14 protein-coding genes are annotated in these 17438 nt (G+C 61.1%); 3 read left to right on the top strand and 11 right to left on the bottom strand.

Annotated elements, in window-relative coordinates:
- Positions 1–186: 186 nt before the first annotated feature.
- The 3 genes from DW925_RS02840 to DW925_RS02850 all read left to right on the top strand — a co-directional run bounded on the left by DW925_RS02840 (position 187) and on the right by DW925_RS02850 (position 3655).
- Positions 187–849, top strand: a complete 663-nt coding sequence (locus DW925_RS02840) for a TetR/AcrR family transcriptional regulator (RefSeq protein ID WP_117790308.1) — start codon at positions 187–189, stop codon at positions 847–849.
- A 63-nt stretch (positions 850–912) separates the two neighbouring features.
- Positions 913–1920, top strand: coding sequence for a DUF5692 family protein (locus DW925_RS02845; protein ID WP_117790309.1), 1008 nt, complete (start codon positions 913–915; stop codon positions 1918–1920).
- Between the two features lie 238 nt (positions 1921–2158).
- Positions 2159–3655 (top strand): hypothetical protein, encoded by a 1497-nt coding sequence (locus DW925_RS02850; protein ID WP_117790310.1) that lies wholly within the window; start codon positions 2159–2161, stop codon positions 3653–3655.
- A gap of 44 nt (positions 3656–3699) precedes the next feature.
- Here the strand turns inward: DW925_RS02850 and DW925_RS02855 are convergent, their stop codons facing one another.
- From DW925_RS02855 to clpB, 11 genes are all read right to left on the bottom strand, one after another.
- Positions 3700–5052, bottom strand: a complete 1353-nt coding sequence (locus DW925_RS02855) for an ATP-binding protein (protein WP_117790311.1) — start codon at positions 5050–5052, stop codon at positions 3700–3702.
- 245 nt (positions 5053–5297) lie between these two features.
- The gene (locus DW925_RS02860) at positions 5298–6125 is read right to left on the bottom strand and encodes an HAD family hydrolase (RefSeq protein ID WP_158561639.1); all 828 of its coding nucleotides are present in this window, start codon (positions 6123–6125) and stop codon (positions 5298–5300) included.
- Entirely contained in the window at positions 6122–7354 is a 1233-nt protein-coding gene (locus tag DW925_RS02865; RefSeq protein WP_117759092.1) for a neutral/alkaline non-lysosomal ceramidase N-terminal domain-containing protein, read from the bottom strand. The genes DW925_RS02860 and DW925_RS02865 overlap by 4 nt, the downstream gene beginning before the upstream one ends.
- Positions 7355–7420: 66 nt before the next feature.
- Positions 7421–8287 (bottom strand): Nif3-like dinuclear metal center hexameric protein, encoded by an 867-nt coding sequence (locus DW925_RS02870; RefSeq protein ID WP_089573283.1) that lies wholly within the window; start codon positions 8285–8287, stop codon positions 7421–7423.
- Positions 8288–8344: 57 nt separating this feature from the next.
- Positions 8345–8746 carry a PTS sugar transporter subunit IIA gene (locus DW925_RS02875; protein ID WP_117759094.1) on the bottom strand — a complete coding sequence of 134 codons (402 nt, stop codon included), beginning with the start codon at positions 8744–8746 and terminating at the stop codon, positions 8345–8347.
- Between the two features lie 216 nt (positions 8747–8962).
- Positions 8963–9844: a PTS system mannose/fructose/sorbose family transporter subunit IID gene (locus DW925_RS02880; RefSeq protein WP_158561640.1), complete on the bottom strand. Its 882-nt coding sequence runs from the start codon at positions 9842–9844 to the stop codon at positions 8963–8965.
- Positions 9837–10622, bottom strand: a complete 786-nt coding sequence (locus DW925_RS02885) for a PTS sugar transporter subunit IIC (protein WP_089573286.1) — start codon at positions 10620–10622, stop codon at positions 9837–9839. Before DW925_RS02885 ends, DW925_RS02880 begins: the two co-directional genes overlap by 8 nt.
- Positions 10623–10637: 15 nt before the next feature.
- Entirely contained in the window at positions 10638–11126 is a 489-nt protein-coding gene (locus DW925_RS02890; protein WP_117759098.1) for a PTS sugar transporter subunit IIB, read from the bottom strand.
- A gap of 260 nt (positions 11127–11386) precedes the next feature.
- Entirely contained in the window at positions 11387–14140 is a 2754-nt protein-coding gene (locus tag DW925_RS02895) for a PRD domain-containing protein (RefSeq protein WP_117759100.1), read from the bottom strand.
- Positions 14141–14485: 345 nt separating this feature from the next.
- A complete protein-coding gene (locus DW925_RS02900; protein ID WP_233540215.1) occupies positions 14486–14659 on the bottom strand; it encodes a hypothetical protein in 174 nt (57 codons plus the stop codon).
- Positions 14660–14791: 132 nt separating this feature from the next.
- Positions 14792–17419, bottom strand: a complete 2628-nt coding sequence (gene clpB / locus DW925_RS02905) for an ATP-dependent chaperone ClpB (RefSeq protein WP_117790314.1) — start codon at positions 17417–17419, stop codon at positions 14792–14794.
- Positions 17420–17438 lie beyond the last annotated feature (19 nt).

Below are 17438 nucleotides of genomic sequence, written 5' to 3' on the forward strand. Positions count from 1 at the left end.
TGTCCCTTCTCTTGCCGCAGCCCGACGAGGCCGCAGCGCCCCTCTTTTTTGCAGGCCGGACATGCCCCCATGCCGTTCACCCGCCATTAGTTGACATTGTGTCAAAAATAGTATTGACGAACCGTCAACAATATTCAAGACTGTTAGGCGAACGGTCAGGCAAAAGAGGATGGAAGGCGGCAAAACATGGGCGGCAAAACAGCAGATACCTCTGTGGTCGATGCCGTCCCCGCATCCGATAGTGCGGCAAAGCGCCTGACGGGCGACGAGCGCCGTCGCGAGATCCTCGATGCCGTGCGCACCGTAAGCTCCGAGCTGGGCGTGTCCCACCTATCGGTATCGGCCGTGACCAAGCGAGCCGGCTGCACGCGTTCATTGTTCTACCACTACTTTGCCGATATGGACGCCGCCGTCACCGCCGTTATGGACGAGGCGATCGACGGCTTTATCGCCGAGCTCGAGCAGTGGAACGCCAGCCGCACGGTTGGTGACATCGAAGGCGCACTCGACACCGTCGCTCCGCTCTTTAAGCGCCTGGTCGTGAGCGGCCACGAGTTGCCGAGCACGCTTACCTCGAGCAGCGGCGCGCTCTACGGCGGCTTTCTGCACAACGTGGTCCAGCGCGTGGCGCAATACATTTGCGACACCACCGTGGTGGACTTTGTCGCCCATCATGACCTGCGCATCGACCATGTCTATGAGACGTTCTACACCCTCATCATGGGACTGTTGATGTATATCCGCACGCACCCCGATGTGCCCGACGAGACGGTCAAGGAAATCATCGCCTCGACGCTCCACATCGAGGGCTACACCGCCAAGTATCCCGAGCGCAAGCCCAGGAACTGACGACATTTTGCCAAACTGCCCGCGATCGGAAGAGGGGCCGCGGGCGCGTGAAAGGAGAGCAGCATGCTGTTCGATGTTTGGGGTAGCAATACCCTTATCCACTGGGTCGGCTGGGCCATGGTCTTTATCGGCCTGATCGTGCTCAACGAGGTCGGCCGCCGCACCAAGCTCGGCGCGGCAATCATCTTTGGCGTGGCTCCGCTGGCCATGACCATCTATTGCATCGCCATCGCCGTCGGCGTTTCGCAGGGTGCCGAGTGGGCGCTCACCAACCCCACCCATGTGTACCAGAACAGCTGGTTCCACTACGCCAAGGTCTACGCGGCGTTGGCCGGTTGTTGGGGCTTCATCGCCATTAAGTATCAGTGGGGCAAGATCGGCAAGGCGCACTGGTTCCGCGCTTGGCCGTTTGTGATCGTCGCCATCAACATCATGATCGCCGTCGTGTCCGACTTTGAGAGCGCCTATCACTTCTTTGTCCTGGGCGAGTCCACCTGGGTCACCTCCGAAGGTGCTACGCAGCTGGCCGGCTGGAACAACGTGTTCAACGGCATCGCCGGTATCATCAACATCTTCTGCATGACCGGTTGGTGGAGCGTCTACGCCTCCGAGGATCAGACCGACATGCTGTGGCCCGACATGACCTGGGTCTACATCATCGCCTACGATATCTGGAACTTCTGCTACACCTACAACTGCCTGCCCACCCACTCCTGGTTCTGCGGCTTTGCGCTGCTGCTGGCGCCCACCGTCGCCGCCTTTATCTGGAACAAGGGCGGCTGGATCCAGAACCGCGCCTTTACGCTTGCTATTTGGTGCATGTTTGCCCAGGTGTTCCCGTACTTCCAGGAGGAGTCCATCTTTGTGACCCACTCCACGCTCGACCCCGGCGCCGCTACCGCGGTCTCGATCGCCGCACTGGTCGCCAACGTCGCCGCGATCATCTACATCGCCTACCGCGCCAAGAAGCTCGGCCGCAATCCCTACAAGCAGGATGTCTTTGAGGGCACCAGCGACTGGGAGAAGGCTACCGCCCGCCGCGCCAAGGCGGATTACGCGCACGCCGAGTAACATGTTGGCCGCTGTTGGCACTTGGGCATAGGCCCGCTCACCAGGCCTTTCAATCCAATGTCTCGCAGAGCCCCCGAAAAGCGTTTCGCTCGCTTTCCGGGGGCTTTTTGTCGTTGCGCCTCTATTCATCTATTCAAAAACACGCGCATATATAAAATCGGATTTCAAATCATGCGGCGGCTCTATGGAGCCCCGTTTTTGGGTACATTGTTGTCCCGATATTGAGCTTGGGGGATATATGAAAGATGAGACGATGGGCCAAGAGGACGCGGTCCAAGATGCAGAAGCGTGTGCCGAGGCCCTGGAGAGTCTAGACCAGATCGCGCTGGCCGAGATTACGTTTGACGATTCGAGCGTTGATGTGCAGGATGAGCCGGAAATCGAGGCGCAGTCCGATGATCAGGATGCAGACGACGTTGAGCCTGCCAAAGATGAGGCAGGTCACGAAGACACCGAAAGCGAGGCCGGCAATCAGCTCGAATCCGACACGGGCGAGGAAACCGTCTTGCTCGACAGCTTGCCGGCCGAGGATTCGCTGACCCGCGAGCTTCCTGGCCTGGGTTCCGCACCGGCCGTGGACGAGACCATCGCCATGGGCGATATTCCCCTTCCGTCCGTCCCCTCGGCACGCGAGGCCGAGGTTCGTCATCGCAAGATGTCGCCCAAGCGCCGCAATCTGATGGTCGCCGGTGTCGTGGCCGTCGCGCTCGTCGCCGGCGGTGCAGGCTATGCTGCCTGGAACGGATATCAGCAAGAGCAGGCTGCCGCTGTCGCCGCCAATGCCCACACGATGATGTCGGTGCAGATTGGCGTACATGCCGCGGGGCTCGACTGTTCCGCCGGCTCCAAGATTCCCGTACAAGTGAGTGGCCAGGATTCTGACGGATCCTCCGTGAGCGAAACACTCTATGTTGACGAGCACGGCCGTGGCATCAAACTGCTACCCGGTGACTACACGCTCTCCATCGCTGCCTCCCCCATCGCGTCCGACGGCACCGTCTATACCGTGCCGACCACCAAGGCGCAGGTCACGATCAAGAGCGACGGACAGGACCTAAGCAGCCAGGCCGCCTTTAAGCTCAAGGTGCCTTCGGCCGACACGGTAACCGACGACCAGATCGATGCCGCCGCCAAATATGCCGAGGAGGGAGGCGCGAGCTCCGCCGCCACCGCCAAGGTGCTCCAGCAGGCGGCAACCGCGCGGCGCGACGCCGCCGTCAATGCCGTGAGCGCGCAAAAGGCACAGGCAGCCCGCGATGCTGACGCTCGCCACAAGGCAACCGACCTCTACCAGCTCGATATCCCCGTCGAATGGTACGGCAAGGTCGAGACTTGGCAAAATGGCAGCACGCTGTGCATCTATCTTGCCGGCGACACGAACACGCCGATTGTGACGCTCGTCGCGGTGCGCGAGGGCGAGAGCTTTACGCCCGATGAGGGCGATACGGTTTTGGGTGCGGCCAACCTAGGCAACGGTTATACCGTCTACGCCAGCGGCCCCGTCTATCCGTACGTGGTGCCCCAGACCATCAACGGACGGACGCAGAATCCCGTGTCAACCTACCCCATGGACACGGCCATTGAGCTTGTCGAGCTTACGACCGGCAACCGCTACACCTATAGCCAGATCAAGAACGTACTGGTCGGCAAAGAGGGCAAAGCCGACGCCGCGACCAAACTCGAGACCGACTACCTCGCCCAGATTCTGATGCCGAGCATCAAAGCCCAGGACTAGCGGACCATGACACCTGAGTCCTGGCCTCGCAAATCCATAGACGATTAGGAAAGGAGCCACTTCCATGCGGGCACAGCATGTACCACGCCGTGTTTGCATGGAATATCGGCCTGCTCATCCATGGTAACGATTGCCGACTCGCCAAGATCAAACTGGGCCATCGCGGCATCGAGCGCGGCAATTTCGCGCTCGCGCGTTTTCTCGCTTGTCATATCCACACTTACCTGAATCAGGCCGTAAGCCTGCATGAGCAGTGCATCCCCAGCCACAAAGTCCACCTCATGGCTCTTGCTCTTCTCTTTGATCAGCAGGCGGCAGACCGATCCGATCCTCACCGCGGGAGTCCTTCTTCTTAGCGCGTTGAACACTGCGGTCTCGAGCCTCTGGCCCTGGTCCAATGCCGATGCGGGAGAGAATGCTCCAAACATCGCGGGATCGACAGCGTAGACCTTAGACGCAGACCGCATGTTATTTGCCAGTGAACGCGTGAACTCCGGCACGGAGAACAGCAGGTAGGCATCCTCATAATACTCAAGTAAGTCGCTGAGCGAATTACGACTGACGGGTATCTGCCTGCTCTTGAACTCGTTGTACACTTTGTTCACCGACAGCTCTCGTCCCGAAGATGCCATACACCGCGTTAGGAACAGCGATGCCAGGCGAGGGTTCTTGACGTCGTAACGCTCAACGACGTCCATAGCGACCGTTCGCGAAGCATATTCCTGTAGCAGCTGAATCGCGTCTGCGGGCGTCTGCTCAAGCGTCGCGATGAATCCCCCTCGTTCAAGATATCCGATCAGATGATGTCGAAGCAGCGCTGCATCGCTTGGGGAAAAGGTCGCATCTGGCTCGAAAACGCTCCCCGTCTTATATCGAACGTATTCCGAAAAACTCAACGGAAAAAGCTCTCGTATAAGAGAACGACCCCTGAACTCGCTCTTAAGTTCTGAGGACAGCATCTTAGAAGAAGATCCCGTCACATAGACGGTCGCTTTCTCCGTATCGACTACACGCCGCAGAAACGCACCCCATTCGGGAATTTCCTGGATCTCGTCAAAGAAAATGTAAGCGCCCTCGGTTCGAGCAGCAGGATGCAGCGCATAGAACGTGTCGAGCACGTCCGCCAGCAGCGATGGCTCATACGGGCGCAAGCGCTCGTCCTCAAAATTAAAGTAAAGCATCCGGTCAAGCTCGACGCCCCGGCCCCGAAGCCGCTGCATCTCCTGATACAGGCGATACGTCTTTCCACAACGGCGGGCCCCCACAACCACATTTACGATGTTGTCGCGCTTTGGCTCCTGTGGGTTTCCCAGATCAAGGTCTCGCTCAAAGACCTGTGGAACCCCCTGCTGTTCAAAGTCCTTTATTTTCTGGGCCACCAAGTCGTTGAATGCCATGATTCTCCAATCTTGCTTATATGCTAATCAAGATTATATCGATTCTTGATTAGCAGATAAGTAAGATTGTGTGAAGCTTGATTAGTAGTTAAGCAAGTTTTTCACTGTCGAATTGCCCGGGTGATCACATGCCTCGGATGGCTACAAAACAGTTGAGGGGTCAAATGCTCCCGTTAGAGCCGTGATAAAAATTAACTAGGAACATTTGGCCCCCTCAGTCCTGCAGGGTATTGTAAAGTGCGGGGCTAGATCAGGCCGAAGTGTTCCATGGCCTGGGCGACGCCGTCGTCTGCACAGGGGACCGCGACGTAGTCGGCGGCCTCGCGCACATGGGGTGCTGCCTGGCCCATCGCCACGGCAACGTCCGCGGTCTCAAAGAGAGACAGATCGTTCTCGGAATCACCGAAGGCAAAGACACGCGCCGGCGCCGCACCCGCCGCAGCAGTGAGCTCCGCGAGCAGGGCCCGGGCCCCAGCACCTTTGGACACCCCGGGCATGACGAGCTCGTGGCTCCCCTCGCCCACGTTGTAGTAGCCGAGCTCCTCCATCAAAAAGTCGCTCGCCCGGTAGGCCCCGTACGCCTCGTCGACAAAATCGACCTTGGCAAACCGCAGGTCGGGCTTGGTACTACGCATCTCCTCGAGGTCGCACGCCACAGGACCCCAGTTGTAGAGGCTCCCACCGCTCGCGTTGAGCTCCAGGCAGAGCTCCGTCCCCTCAAAAAAGGCGGGCATCCCCACGCGGAGCATCTCCGCTACCATGCGCTCGAGCACCGCGCGCGGAAAGCAACAGTCGAGGATAACCTTGCCGTCGAGCACCACGTGCGCTCCGTCGAGCGAAACATATCCGCGAAACGGGAGGTTGTTGAGCAGCTGGTCGATCCCCACCCGGGCGCGTCCAGTCGAGAGAATCGGAATGCCGCCGCGCTCGGCGAACTCCTCCACGGCGCGCACCACGCGCTCAGTGGGAAAGCTGCCGGGGCCCGTTACGGGATCGCGGCACACCAACGTCCCGTCAACGTCGAAAAACGCAACGACCGGACCCTTCTCTAAGCGCACCCCACCGGCGCTCACAGCTGCTCCCCATAGGACGCGAGCATCTGCTCGGTCCAACCCTTGGGCATCTGAGTCACGTAGCTCTCGTAGCTCGAACCACCATAGGTGTGGGCGGCGACAAAATAGCCCTGGTAATCGTTGGCGTAGCCGATGATCACCGGATGCTTGCCCGTCCCGTCGAACGCACCCTTGACGATGGCGCCTAGCTCGCTTGCAAGCTCGCCGGGGAAGGTCGTGAACACCACCGAGCCAAAGTCGAGCGTCGTCATCGCAACGGTGAAGTCCATCTCGTGGCGCTGGAGCTGCTGCTCGAGCATCTCCTTCTCGGTATCGGCGAGTTTCTTCTCGTCAAACGTGGGATTGTTGGCGAGCACCTCGAGCACCTCGTCAAGCTGCGCCTGGTACTGCGGGTAAAAGTCCTCGTTGTTGTAGTGGACATGGTGCTCAAACCGCGAAACCTTGGGCGCAGCGAGCTCAATGGGCTCAAAGGCGCCCTTCATGATCTCGCCCGCGATGCCGTTGCTCACGCGGCGGAGCTCCGCAAAGTCGTTGCCCTGGCGGAACTGTCGGTTGCCCAAATCGCCCGAGGCGCCGGTAAAGATATACGGCACGCAGCCGATCCAGTCCGCAAGCTTGTCGCGCACGCCTCCCTGCACGTCGGTCGTGAGCAGGCGGTTGGTGGGGCCGACCACCGTGGCATGGCAGTTGAAGTTGAGCATCGCGCCCAGCGTCTTGCCGCCCTCAGCCACAAAGCGCAGCACCAGGGCCTCATCGTCAAACGGCAGGTCGGCATCGTTGCGGTTGGAATACCAACCGCGTACGTGCCTCGTGAGCATCTCGGGCGCGGCGTCGACGAGCTCCTCATCCAAACCCGTCGCCGCCTGCAGCACCAGCCCCGTGACCAGCTCGACATAGCCGGGCGTGGTGGGGATGCCCATGGCGCCCGCGCCCTCAAAGCCGTTGGCGCACGAGTGCGAGTGGATGGAGTTGATCACGATGTTCTCGCTCGCGACCCCAAGCCCCGCGGCGAGGCCCTCGCGCATCGCGCGGGTCGTCTGGGCCGTGAGGATGCACACGTCGATCGATACAAAGAGCGACCGTGTGCCCTCGACCTCGAGCAGGAGCAGCGTCGCACGCGGCGTATCGTGCACGCCCGTCGCCGGCTGCTTGCGGATGGGATGGATATAGCCCTCCATCCAAAACGTGCCCGCGGGAGTGATATCGACAGATATGCTTGCAGCCTTCATGGCTCTCCTTTCAAAAAAGCCCGAGACGCACAGGGCGCCCCGGGCATGCAGTGCAGATATTGTTCGCTATGCGACCACGTAGCGGTACGTGTCGCCCATCGGCACAAACGTGGCCGGGATTTCGCTCGTCCCCAGAGCCTCGGGCAGCCAGTTGACCATGTACTCCATACCGGGCTCCTCCAGGTTGAAGTGCCCGATGGTGATGGCGCACCGGTTTTGGCCGAGCATGCCAGAGTCGCGGATGTACTCGCACGTGGTGAAATCGATGAACTCCATCGTCATAAGGCAGTCGTTGGCCTCGGCATCGGTGCGATTGATTTCGGCGGTATCGCTCTTGGCGTCGCCGGTCACATGCATCGGGACGCGAACGCTCTTGACGCGTGCGTGCGGGTCGCCGGTAATACGTGTGCCGTTGAGGCCGAGCTTGTGCACGAGCTCCTGCGCGAGCTCCGTGGCGTCTGTCTCGGGGATCTGGTACTCCAGGCAAAAGCCCTTGTCCTCGCCCATGCGGTAGTCGAGCCAGCCGAGCTTATCGGCCAGGCCGTAGAAGATGCCGTCTGCCAGAGCACCGTCCGCGTCGATGGGCACGCGCGAGTGGATATAGTCGTGGCAGCGCCAGACGGCACCGCCCCACTCGTCGAGCAGGGTCTTCTTGGCCTTGAACGTTACGGTATCGCCCACCACGTCCTGATGGTCGCCATGGTTCCAAAAAAGTGCCTCGTGGCTGATGATCAGGTTGGCGCCAAGCTCCTGAGCGCGGCGGATGATATCTGCCGTGGGCCAGATGCAGGTAACGATGCCCGTGCACTCGGTGTCGGTAGCGCCGTAGAGCACCTGGTCACGCGTAGTCGCGTCGTCGATTGCCTTGCCGGTAAACGAGTCCACGCCTGTCGAGAAGTCCTTGACGTGTTGGATAACCTCGCTGATAAGCATATGAATCTCCTTTTGGAACTAAATGACCAACCGCATGTGCCGTCTGAGCGGCAGATGCTACTCGTCGTCCTCGTCGTCCTCGACCTGGATGGTGTTGAGGAGTTTGATGGACTGCCCGGCCATGTCGATCGCGTTCTGGATACCCTCGGCCGTGAGCGGCGCAGGTGCCAGGCAGAGCTCCATCGCCAGGACCACATTGACGCCCGCCACCACAAAGACGTTGGGGGCCACGTAGGGCAGAAACTTCTGATTGACACTGCCTGCCAGGATGTCGGTCAAAACGAGCACCTCGTCGTCGGGAGAAATCGCGTCGAACACGGTCTCGACCTGCGGCTCGAGCGGCGTATCGTCCACGTACGCGCAGATCACGTGAAAGTCGCACTTGGCGCCCAGAAACTCCAGCGTATCGGCCAAGCCCTGAGCAAATTTATGGTGCGACGCAAGGATTACCTGCCTCATGAGCCAACTCCTTATGTAGTAGCGGGAGTGAACCCCGCTAAACAAACCGTTCCATGGCACCCGCCGCGCACAAGCGTGTAAGGAGACGTGCAGGGCGGGTGCGGTGGAACGGTTCGCTCAAATCAGATACGAACCGTAACACCGGGGCCGTGGGATGGCGCCCACAGCCCCGTCGGCGGTCGGGGGAAGCCACCGACGGAGGAAAAGTGAAGGAACTTAGGCGGCCAGGATACCGAAGGCGGCGCAGACGCAGCTCACGGCAAGGATACCAAGGATGATCCAGTTGAGCTTGACGCCCTTCTTGATCAGTTTGTAGACCACGACGGCCAAGAGCAGACCCAAGATGTTGGGGAAAATCTGGTCGAGCACGCCCTCCTGGATACCGAGCGAGATCTCGCCGTACTGGAACACGAGGGGCGTGGTGAGCTTGACGGAGCTGTAGATCAGCGAGCCGACCACGGTAAGGCCGAGGATGGAGGCGGCGTCGGTGAGGACGTTGAGCTTATCGCCCATCTTGGTCACCACGGAAGCGCCCGCCTTGTAGCCCTGGACGTAGTTCTGCATACGCCAGAAGTACAGGGCGGCCCAGACCGCCAGCCACAGGAGGATGCCAACGGGGCTTCCCTGCTGGGCCATATAGCCGGCGATGGAGCCGAGGATCGTCATCGGCAGGATCCAGATAAAGACGTCGCCGATACCGGAGATGGGGCCCATGAGGCCGACCTTGAGGTCGTTCTCGGCATGGATGCCGTTAAGGTGGCCCTTATCCTCCATGGCGAGGCCGGCACCGAGAAGCAGGCCCGAGACGGGAGGCGTGGCGTTGAACACGCAGTCGAGCTGGTTCAGGATCGCGGTGTTGAAGGCGTCCTCGTCGTTGCCGTAGATCTTGCGAAGCGCGTAGTAGGAGGCGAACATGGCGCACGGGGCGTTCTGCGTGGCGTAGGAGTACGAGACCGTATCCATCAGGCACATACGGCGCGAGCAGATCTTGAGGTCTTCGTCGGTAAGGACGGGCTCATAGGAGCCATCGGGGAGTTGTACGGGGGCTGGAGCCTCGTTGAAGTCCTTGAATTCCTTGGGCTTGAAGAAGTTACTCATCTTCGAGCTCGCCTCCATTCACGGTAGCGGCGGCCACGGGAGCGGCCTCAGACTTGTTGCGGAAGTACTCGATGGCCACGACAGCACCCAAGAGAGCGATGGGGAGCACGGAGAGGTTGAGGTAGGCAGCGAGGACATAGCCGGCGATAAGGAACGCGTAGAACTTGTTGACCGGCATGAAGGTGAGCAGGATCGCGAAACCGGTGACGGGCAGCACGCCTGCGGCGATGGAGAGACCGTCGGTGAACCACTGCGGCATGAAGGCGTTGATGGCCTCGACCGCCTGCTGGCCAAAGGCGAGCACGATGATCATGGGCAGAGCGCCCTGGAGGAAGAGCCACAAGTGCGAAAGGAAGCACGAGGCGAGCATCTTGTTGTACTCGCGCTTGACGGCATAGCCGCGAATGACCTTGAAGACCCAGGAGTTGTAGATCTTGAAGATGACGTCGAGCTGGACATAGAGCATGGCGACCACGACGCCGATCGCAAGGCCGACGGAGATGTCGCCGTTACCGGTGATGCAGGCCGTGACGGTCGCGACCATACCGGCCATGCCGTAGTCGGGGGCAGACGAGCCGCCCAAGCCCGCGGCGCCCATGGACATGAGCTGGATGGTGCCGCCGACGATGAGGCCCGTGTTGGGGTCGCCCAAGATGATACCGGCGAGCCAGCAGACGAGCGCGTGCATAAACGGGATCGCCTGGGTCGAATAGGCGTCGACCGCGCGGAATCCTGCCAAGAGGACGAGCAGGACAAACTGGAGCGCATTAACATCCATGTTTATCACCTTTCTTTACAGGGGAATGAACTCAGAGATGGGCACAGGCTTATCGGTGGTCATGTAGCGGACCTCGACCTTGGTGCCCGCGGCCGCGATCTTCTGGTAGACAGGGATGTCCTTCTCCAGAATGAAGGCGCGCCTGCCGGCCTGGACGCCCGGGGTGCCCTCGGGCGGGGTCTCCGTAAGCCCCAACGTGAGCACCGGGATCTTCTGCCCGGCCTCGATCAGATCTAGGAACGTCTGCGGGTCGCGCGCGATGGTAAACACCGTGTGGTTGTCGTACTTGCCGGCTTTGAAGTTGGTGAGGGCCTTCTCCTCGGTAATAATCGAGAGCGCCTGGCCCGAGGGCTTCGACAGCTTCATGGCCGCCTTGCGCACCTCATCGTTGGCCGTGGCGTCGTCGATGATCATCGTGCGCTGCGTGGCGTACGTGGGGCACCAGAAGCCCTGTACGATTCCGTGGAGCAGACGATAGTCGATTCGCCCTGCGACGATACTCATGTCCACCCTTCCTTTCCGTGTGCGGGCGCGGGCGCCCGCGTTTCTTTGAGAGGGCCGCCGCTGCAACCCTTGATCTCCTGCTGAAACCAAGATAGGCGGTCGCAGACCGGCGGGACGCGGCATCAAACAGAATCGACAGAGCGCCGCAAACCGCAACAGCCTTGCCACTCAAATGGACAAGATATTTGGTTTTCTCAACACTAGCCCTCGACACTCATCGCAACAGTGTCGAGGGCTTTACCAGGTTTGTGTCGGCTGTTCTACTCGTCTTCGAGAATCATGCCCGCTATCTCGACTTTCTTTTGCGCATCGGCCATGCTCACATGCAGCATGTGGTGCACGTATGCAATCTCCGACACAGGTATCTCGACACGGTAGCGTCGCGTCATGTCGATAAAGGCCTCGCGGAAGTTCTCGATAAAGTCCGCATGGTCGCGCTCAAAGGCCTCGGTGTCGGGGGCGGAGTCAACAAAATTCTTGGTCACCAGGCGCTCGATAAGACCGCACAGGTGCACGTAGACACCGATCTTGCGGCGCGCGTCGATATCCTCGCCCTGCAGCTCCGCCAAGCGCTTGACCGCGCGGTCGGCCTCGATGTAGAGCATCTCGGGGTTAAGGATCGTAATGGACTCGATCACGTTGCGAAGGGTCAGGTTGCGCAGGAGGTTGGCATGGAACTCCTGGACGCTCTCGGGGTCCACGAGCGGGAAGAGCGCCCGGTCGAGCGCGTCGGAGCTTCCCTCGTAGAGAATGTCCTCGAGCCCCACAAACGGCACCGACACGATGCCCGGGTCCATGGTGCCCACGACGGCGCGCACGCGGTAGTCGCTAAAGACCGGGGCGCCGTCGCCCTTTTGGGCGAGCATGGGGTAGTCGCAGGTCACGAGCTGCACCTCGGGCGTGCCGGGGAGGCTGTTCTGCACGATCTGGCGGATCTTGTCGGCTGCCTCGATACCCGACTCCGAGCAAAACGCCACGGCGTCGTTTTCGACCGAACCCCTCACCACGCTGTAGCTGGGCGCGAGCCCCGCCGAGGCGTGGGCGAGCACCTCGTCCAGATCGGCGTGGGCGATGAGCGCGCTTCCCACCTCGAGGGCAAGGCCGGTCGACACGTTGTTGACGATGTGGATGTCGCACGTCGTGAGCCCTGTAATGGCGTCGTTGATCTTTTCGAGCGAACCCATGTCCACCAGGATCGCCACCGTCTTGCAGTGCGAGTAGCGCGCGAGCAGGCGCGAGAGCTGCCCCACGATCTCGGTGACCTCCTGGTCGTAGGTCATGTCGATGGCCTCGAAGACATGCGTTCGCAGGATGCGGTCGGCGGCGTCGGCGATGCTCGTGGCGGTGGAATAGCCGTGGCACACCACCACGCCCAGGTAGTCGCGCGGGCCTCCCGTGGCGCGCAGGGCGTCCCCCACCTCGATAAAGAGCACCGTGCGTGAGAGCGCATCGAGCTCCATGCCGAGGGCTGTCTTGGTCTTGGCGGCGATTTCCTCCACAACGGTCGCCGTGCCGGGTTGGTTCTTCTCCAAAAGCGTCAGAGTCCGCTCCACGGCGTCCGCATTGGCGATCCGCCACTTGCTCAGGCCCGCACCGCCCCAGAGCTGCGTAAAGAGCGACTGCGCGATGGAGCGCGAGATCTTGCGCGTAAGCTCGATGCCGTAGGCGTGGTTCACCTGCTCGATCACGGGCGCGACCATCTTCTCGTAGGCGCCCACGCGCGGGTTGACGCTCTTGTTCTCAAAGTCGAAGTTCATGTAGTCGTCGTAGGCACGCACCGCCATGGTCGCGCTGGTAAAGAACTCGGTGAAGCTCACCTGACCGCGCTCGAGTGCCTCAACGGGGTCGACAATCTTTTGGAAAAAGCCCGTCACGCGCACGGACGGGTCGTTGACATCCTTGTCGCCGCTCACGAGCTGGTCGTCGTCGGGCTCGGGCGCCGTCTTGCCCAGCACGCTGGAGGGCAGATTGTAGGTCTGGATGGTGAGCGTCTCGTTCTCGCGGTTGAGATAGGCGCCCGCGCAGCAGTTGGTGATACATGAGCGGAGGCCGTCGATGTTGTCCTTGAAGTCGGCGTCGACGAGGGCGCGCAGGGCGCCGCGGCTTACCGCGATGTCGGCACCCACGCGACGGCCCTCGACGCGCAGGTAGTGCATCACAAAGAGCGTGCGCTCCTCGACGCTGCGCTCCGCCAGGCGCGGGAGCGTGACGGTGATGGGCACAAAGCGCGCGATACCCTTGACGATATCGCTGTCGGCAGGCAGGGCGGACGAGAGCAAGAAGCGGGCGGGAGGCACGTCCGACGTGCCGCGCGCGGTCTCGCCCGTAGGGTCGCCGGCACCGATGCGTTGCAGGATACGTTCACGCGCCACGCGGGGCAAGTGGTCGTAGCCGCTCAGGTAGATCACGCCGCCGTTGGCCTCTTTGACCGCACCACCAAAGCCGTCCGCACCAAAGATCTCGTACTCGACCTCTGTCGCCTCGACGGGTCGTTTGCAGTCGATGCGCACGTAGCGGGCCTGCGTCGGCAGAATCCCCGCATTGACGCCGTACTCAAAAGTGAGCTCGCTCATCATGCGCTTGCCCGTCCCCGGCTCGCCGATCAAAAGCGCCGGGAGCCCATGTGGCGGATAGCGGATGGCGCTCTTGAGGTGGTCGACGCATGTCCCGTACGTAAGGTCGAAGCCGATGGCCTTGTCAAAGTCCTCTTCTTCGTCGATGCCCGCAGCACCCAGCAGCTCGTCTATCGAGGCATATTCGGATTTATCGAACGCATGCCTAAAGTAGCGTTCGACGGAGTGGCGATGGAAATAGAGCACCGGGCGGGCGTTGACCTTGATAACGTCGCCCTGACGAACGAGCTCGTTAAGATACTGGCTCGCCAGACTGCGGCTCACATGGCATTCGCTCGCGATCTTAGCCGTCGTGAAGTTGTCGATGTTGCACAGGTTAAGGTCGCGCGTCATCTTGTCGAGCGTCTTGAGAATCTCGGTTTTGGTGTCGTACGTAATCACGGCGCTGCCCCTTTTGCTCTTAGGTCACTTGGGGCGATTGTAGCCAAGGGAGGCGGTGCTATACAAATAAAATGGCTCTGTTAGACTGGGATTGACATGAAGTATTGATAGGCAACGTTCCCATAGAACGCAAAACTCCACGGGGGTGTTGTCTATTGTCGCCTCATGTCAATTCCGGTCTAGCAGAGTCTTAAAAGATCATTAGGTACAGAGAGATTTAAAAATCCCCGTCCTGGAAAAATCATCTGTTGCCGAACATCAAAGGCCAGGGCTAGCGGCTCCTATTAGATGCTGGCTCACATAGCAGCCCAAGTAGCTAAAAGAGCCCCGTCCCAAATGAGTTCGTTAGCGCCAGGGATCGGCTTCGAACAGCGGCTCACGCTCGGGGCGGCGATCGCTGTAGGGATCGTAGCCGTCGTCGTCCTCGTTCTCGGAACGGATGTAGGGGTCGCGCGGCTTGGGTGCCGGTTTGGACGTGGGCTTGGGCGCCGGCGCGCTTGTCTTGATCTCGCCTTTCATCTGCATAGCTCCTTGCATCGCATCCGTTCAACATCATCGATTGTCGCACGAAAAAGGGCGGCGGACCCAATTGGATCCGCCGCCCTTGGCGTTTAGAGACGGCTGGCAGATTTTAAGGCATGTCCCATAAATCTACTCGGCGTCGGGGACTTCGTAGGTGGCCGCCGGCGTGTTGTCGCACACGACGGTAAAGCCGCCGTCCTTGTCGACATCGACCGTCACCTGATCGCCCTCGCGCACCGTACCGTCGATGATAGCGGCGGCAATGGCATCCACGACCTCGCGCTGCACGAGACGCTTGAGCGGACGGGCACCAAAGACCGGGTCCAGGCCGCCCACGGCGAGCATCTGCTTGGCCGCCGGGGTGATGGCCAGCGTCATGCGCTCCTTGGCCAGACGCGCGCGGACGTCGGCGAGCTGGATGTCGACGATCTTCTCGATCTGCGCCATGCCGAGCGGATGGAACACCACGATATCGTCGATACGGTTGAGGAACTCGGGGCGGAAGGTTTGAGCCATGGCGGCGTCGACCTGATGGCGCATCTCCTCCTCGTCCTTGCCGGACAGATCGGCGATAGCCTTGGAGCCCACGTTGGACGTCATGATGATAATCGTGTTCTTGAAGGACACTTGGCGACCCTGACCGTCGGTCAAACGGCCGTCGTCGAGCACCTGCAGCAGCACGTTAAAGACATCCGGATGAGCCTTCTCCATCTCGTCGAGCAAGATCACGGAGTAGGGACGACGGCGCACGGCCTCGGTGAGCTGGCCGCCCTCGTCATAGCCCACGTATCCCGGGGGCGCACCGATCAGACGCTGGACGCTGAACTTCTCCATATACTCGGACATGTCGATACGCACGAGCGCGCGCTCGTCATCGAACAGGCACTCGGCCAGCGCCTTGGCGAGCTCGGTCTTGCCTACGCCGGTGGGGCCCAGGAAGAAGAAGCTGCCGATGGGCTTGTCTGGGTCGGAGAGACCCGCACGGCTGCGACGCACGGCCGCGGCTACAGCGGAGACGGCCTCGTCCTGACCGATAACGCGCTTATGCAGCTCGCCCTCCAAGCCCTTCAACTTGTCGAGCTCGCCCTGCATCATCTTGGACACGGGCACACCGGTCCAGGCGCTCACGACCTCGGCGATCTCGTCGGAGGTCACCTGTTCGTTGAGGCCCTCGCCGTCCTGCTGCTTTTGCGCCTCGAGCGCAGCCTCGGAATCCTGAATCTGCTGCTGCAGGCCCGGAATCACGGAGTAGCGCAGCTCGGACGCACGGCCCAGGTCGCCGTTGCGCGTCGCACGCTCCTCTTCGCTCTTGGCCTCGTCGAGCTGTCCCTTGAGCTCCTGCACGTGGTCGATGGCGTTCTTCTGGTTGAGCCAGCCGGCCTTTTGCACGTTGAGCTTTTCTTGGACCTCGGCAATCTCTTGGCGCAGGGCCTCCAGACGCTCCTTGGAGGCGTCGTCGGTCTCCTTCATGAGCGCCTGCTCCTCGATCTGCAGCTGGGTGAGCTGACGCGTGGTGGCATCGATCTCGACCGGCATGCTGTCGAGCTCCATGCGCAGGCGGCTTGCCGCCTCATCAACCAGGTCGATGGCCTTATCGGGCAGGAAGCGGTCGGCGATGTAGCGATCGGAGAGGTCGGCGGCCGCCACGAGCGCGCTATCGGTGATATGCACGCCGTGGAAGATCTCGTACTTCTCCTTGAGGCCACGCAGGATCGAGATGGTGTCCTCGACGGTGGGCTCGGAGACCATCACGGTCTGGAAACGACGGGCGAGTGCCGCGTCCTTCTCGATGTACTTGCGATACTCGTCGAGCGTAGTCGCGCCGATTGCGTGCAAGTCGCCACGGGCAAGCGCCGGCTTCAGGATGTTGCCGGCGTCCATGGAGCCCTCGGTGGCACCCGCGCCCACGATGGTGTGGAGCTCATCGATGAACAGGATGACCTTGCCTTCGGACTTTTGGACTTCCTTGAGCACGGCCTTCAAGCGGTCCTCGAACTCGCCGCGGTACTTGGCGCCGGCGACCAGCGCGCTCATGTCGAGCTCGATGAGGTCGCGGTCGCGCAGGGTGCTCGGTACGTCGCCGGCCACGATTCGCTGAGCAATGCCCTCGACGATGGCCGTCTTGCCGACGCCCGGCTCGCCGATAAGCACGGGGTTGTTCTTGGTGCGGCGGGACAGAACCTGAATAGTACGACGGATCTCGTCGGTACGGCCGATGACCGGGTCGAGCTTGCCGGCGCGAGCCAGATCGCAGATGTTGCGACCGTACTGCTCCAACGCCTCAAACTGCGTCTTGTCCTCGGCAGACGTCACGCGGTCATCGCCGCGCAGTTCCTCGTAGACTTGCTCGATGCGCTCCTTGGTCACGCCGGCGCCACGCAGCACGCGACCCGCCTCACCCTTGTCCTCGGCAAGTGCCATCAGCAGATGCTCGGTCACCACAAAGCTGTCGCCCATCTTGGTGGCCTTTTTCTCGGCCTTCTCGATCACGCGAACGAGCTCGTTGGACAGGCCCATCTGCTGACCCTCGCCCGACACCTTGGGCGCATGGTCGATGGCATCTTGTGTGGAGCGTGCGAGCTGAGCCGGGTCGGCACCGATGCGCTCGATGATCACGGAGATATTGCGCTCGCCGGCACCGAGCAGGGCAGACAGCAGGTGGATCGGCTCCACCGCGCCGGCCTGTGCATCGGCAGCCGTGCTCATGGCGGTCTGCAGCGCCTCGCGCGACGTCATTGCTAGCTTATCGATTCTCATGGAATCACCTCTCTTGGGG

The sequence above is a fragment of the Collinsella sp. AM43-1 genome (genome assembly GCF_003467925.1).
Taxonomy (GTDB): Bacteria; Actinomycetota; Coriobacteriia; order Coriobacteriales; family Coriobacteriaceae; genus Collinsella.

What these genes read in the sequence shown, in the direction of transcription:
- DW925_RS02840 (WP_117790308.1), top strand. Translation starts at nt 187, where the DNA reads ATGGGCGGCAAAACAGCAGATACCTCTGTGGTCGATGCCGTCCCCGCA.
- DW925_RS02845 (WP_117790309.1), top strand. Translation starts at nt 913, where the DNA reads ATGCTGTTCGATGTTTGGGGTAGCAATACCCTTATCCACTGGGTCGGC.
- DW925_RS02850 (WP_117790310.1), top strand. Translation starts at nt 2,159, where the DNA reads ATGAAAGATGAGACGATGGGCCAAGAGGACGCGGTCCAAGATGCAGAA.
- DW925_RS02855 (WP_117790311.1), bottom strand. Translation starts at nt 5,052, where the DNA reads ATGGCATTCAACGACTTGGTGGCCCAGAAAATAAAGGACTTTGAACAG.
- DW925_RS02865 (WP_117759092.1), bottom strand. Translation starts at nt 7,354, where the DNA reads ATGAAGGCTGCAAGCATATCTGTCGATATCACTCCCGCGGGCACGTTT.
- DW925_RS02870 (WP_089573283.1), bottom strand. Translation starts at nt 8,287, where the DNA reads ATGCTTATCAGCGAGGTTATCCAACACGTCAAGGACTTCTCGACAGGC.
- DW925_RS02875 (WP_117759094.1), bottom strand. Translation starts at nt 8,746, where the DNA reads ATGAGGCAGGTAATCCTTGCGTCGCACCATAAATTTGCTCAGGGCTTG.
- DW925_RS02880 (WP_158561640.1), bottom strand. Translation starts at nt 9,844, where the DNA reads ATGAGTAACTTCTTCAAGCCCAAGGAATTCAAGGACTTCAACGAGGCT.
- DW925_RS02885 (WP_089573286.1), bottom strand. Translation starts at nt 10,622, where the DNA reads ATGGATGTTAATGCGCTCCAGTTTGTCCTGCTCGTCCTCTTGGCAGGA.
- DW925_RS02890 (WP_117759098.1), bottom strand. Translation starts at nt 11,126, where the DNA reads ATGAGTATCGTCGCAGGGCGAATCGACTATCGTCTGCTCCACGGAATC.
- DW925_RS02900 (WP_233540215.1), bottom strand. Translation starts at nt 14,659, where the DNA reads ATGAAAGGCGAGATCAAGACAAGCGCGCCGGCGCCCAAGCCCACGTCC.
- clpB (WP_117790314.1), bottom strand. Translation starts at nt 17,419, where the DNA reads ATGAGAATCGATAAGCTAGCAATGACGTCGCGCGAGGCGCTGCAGACC.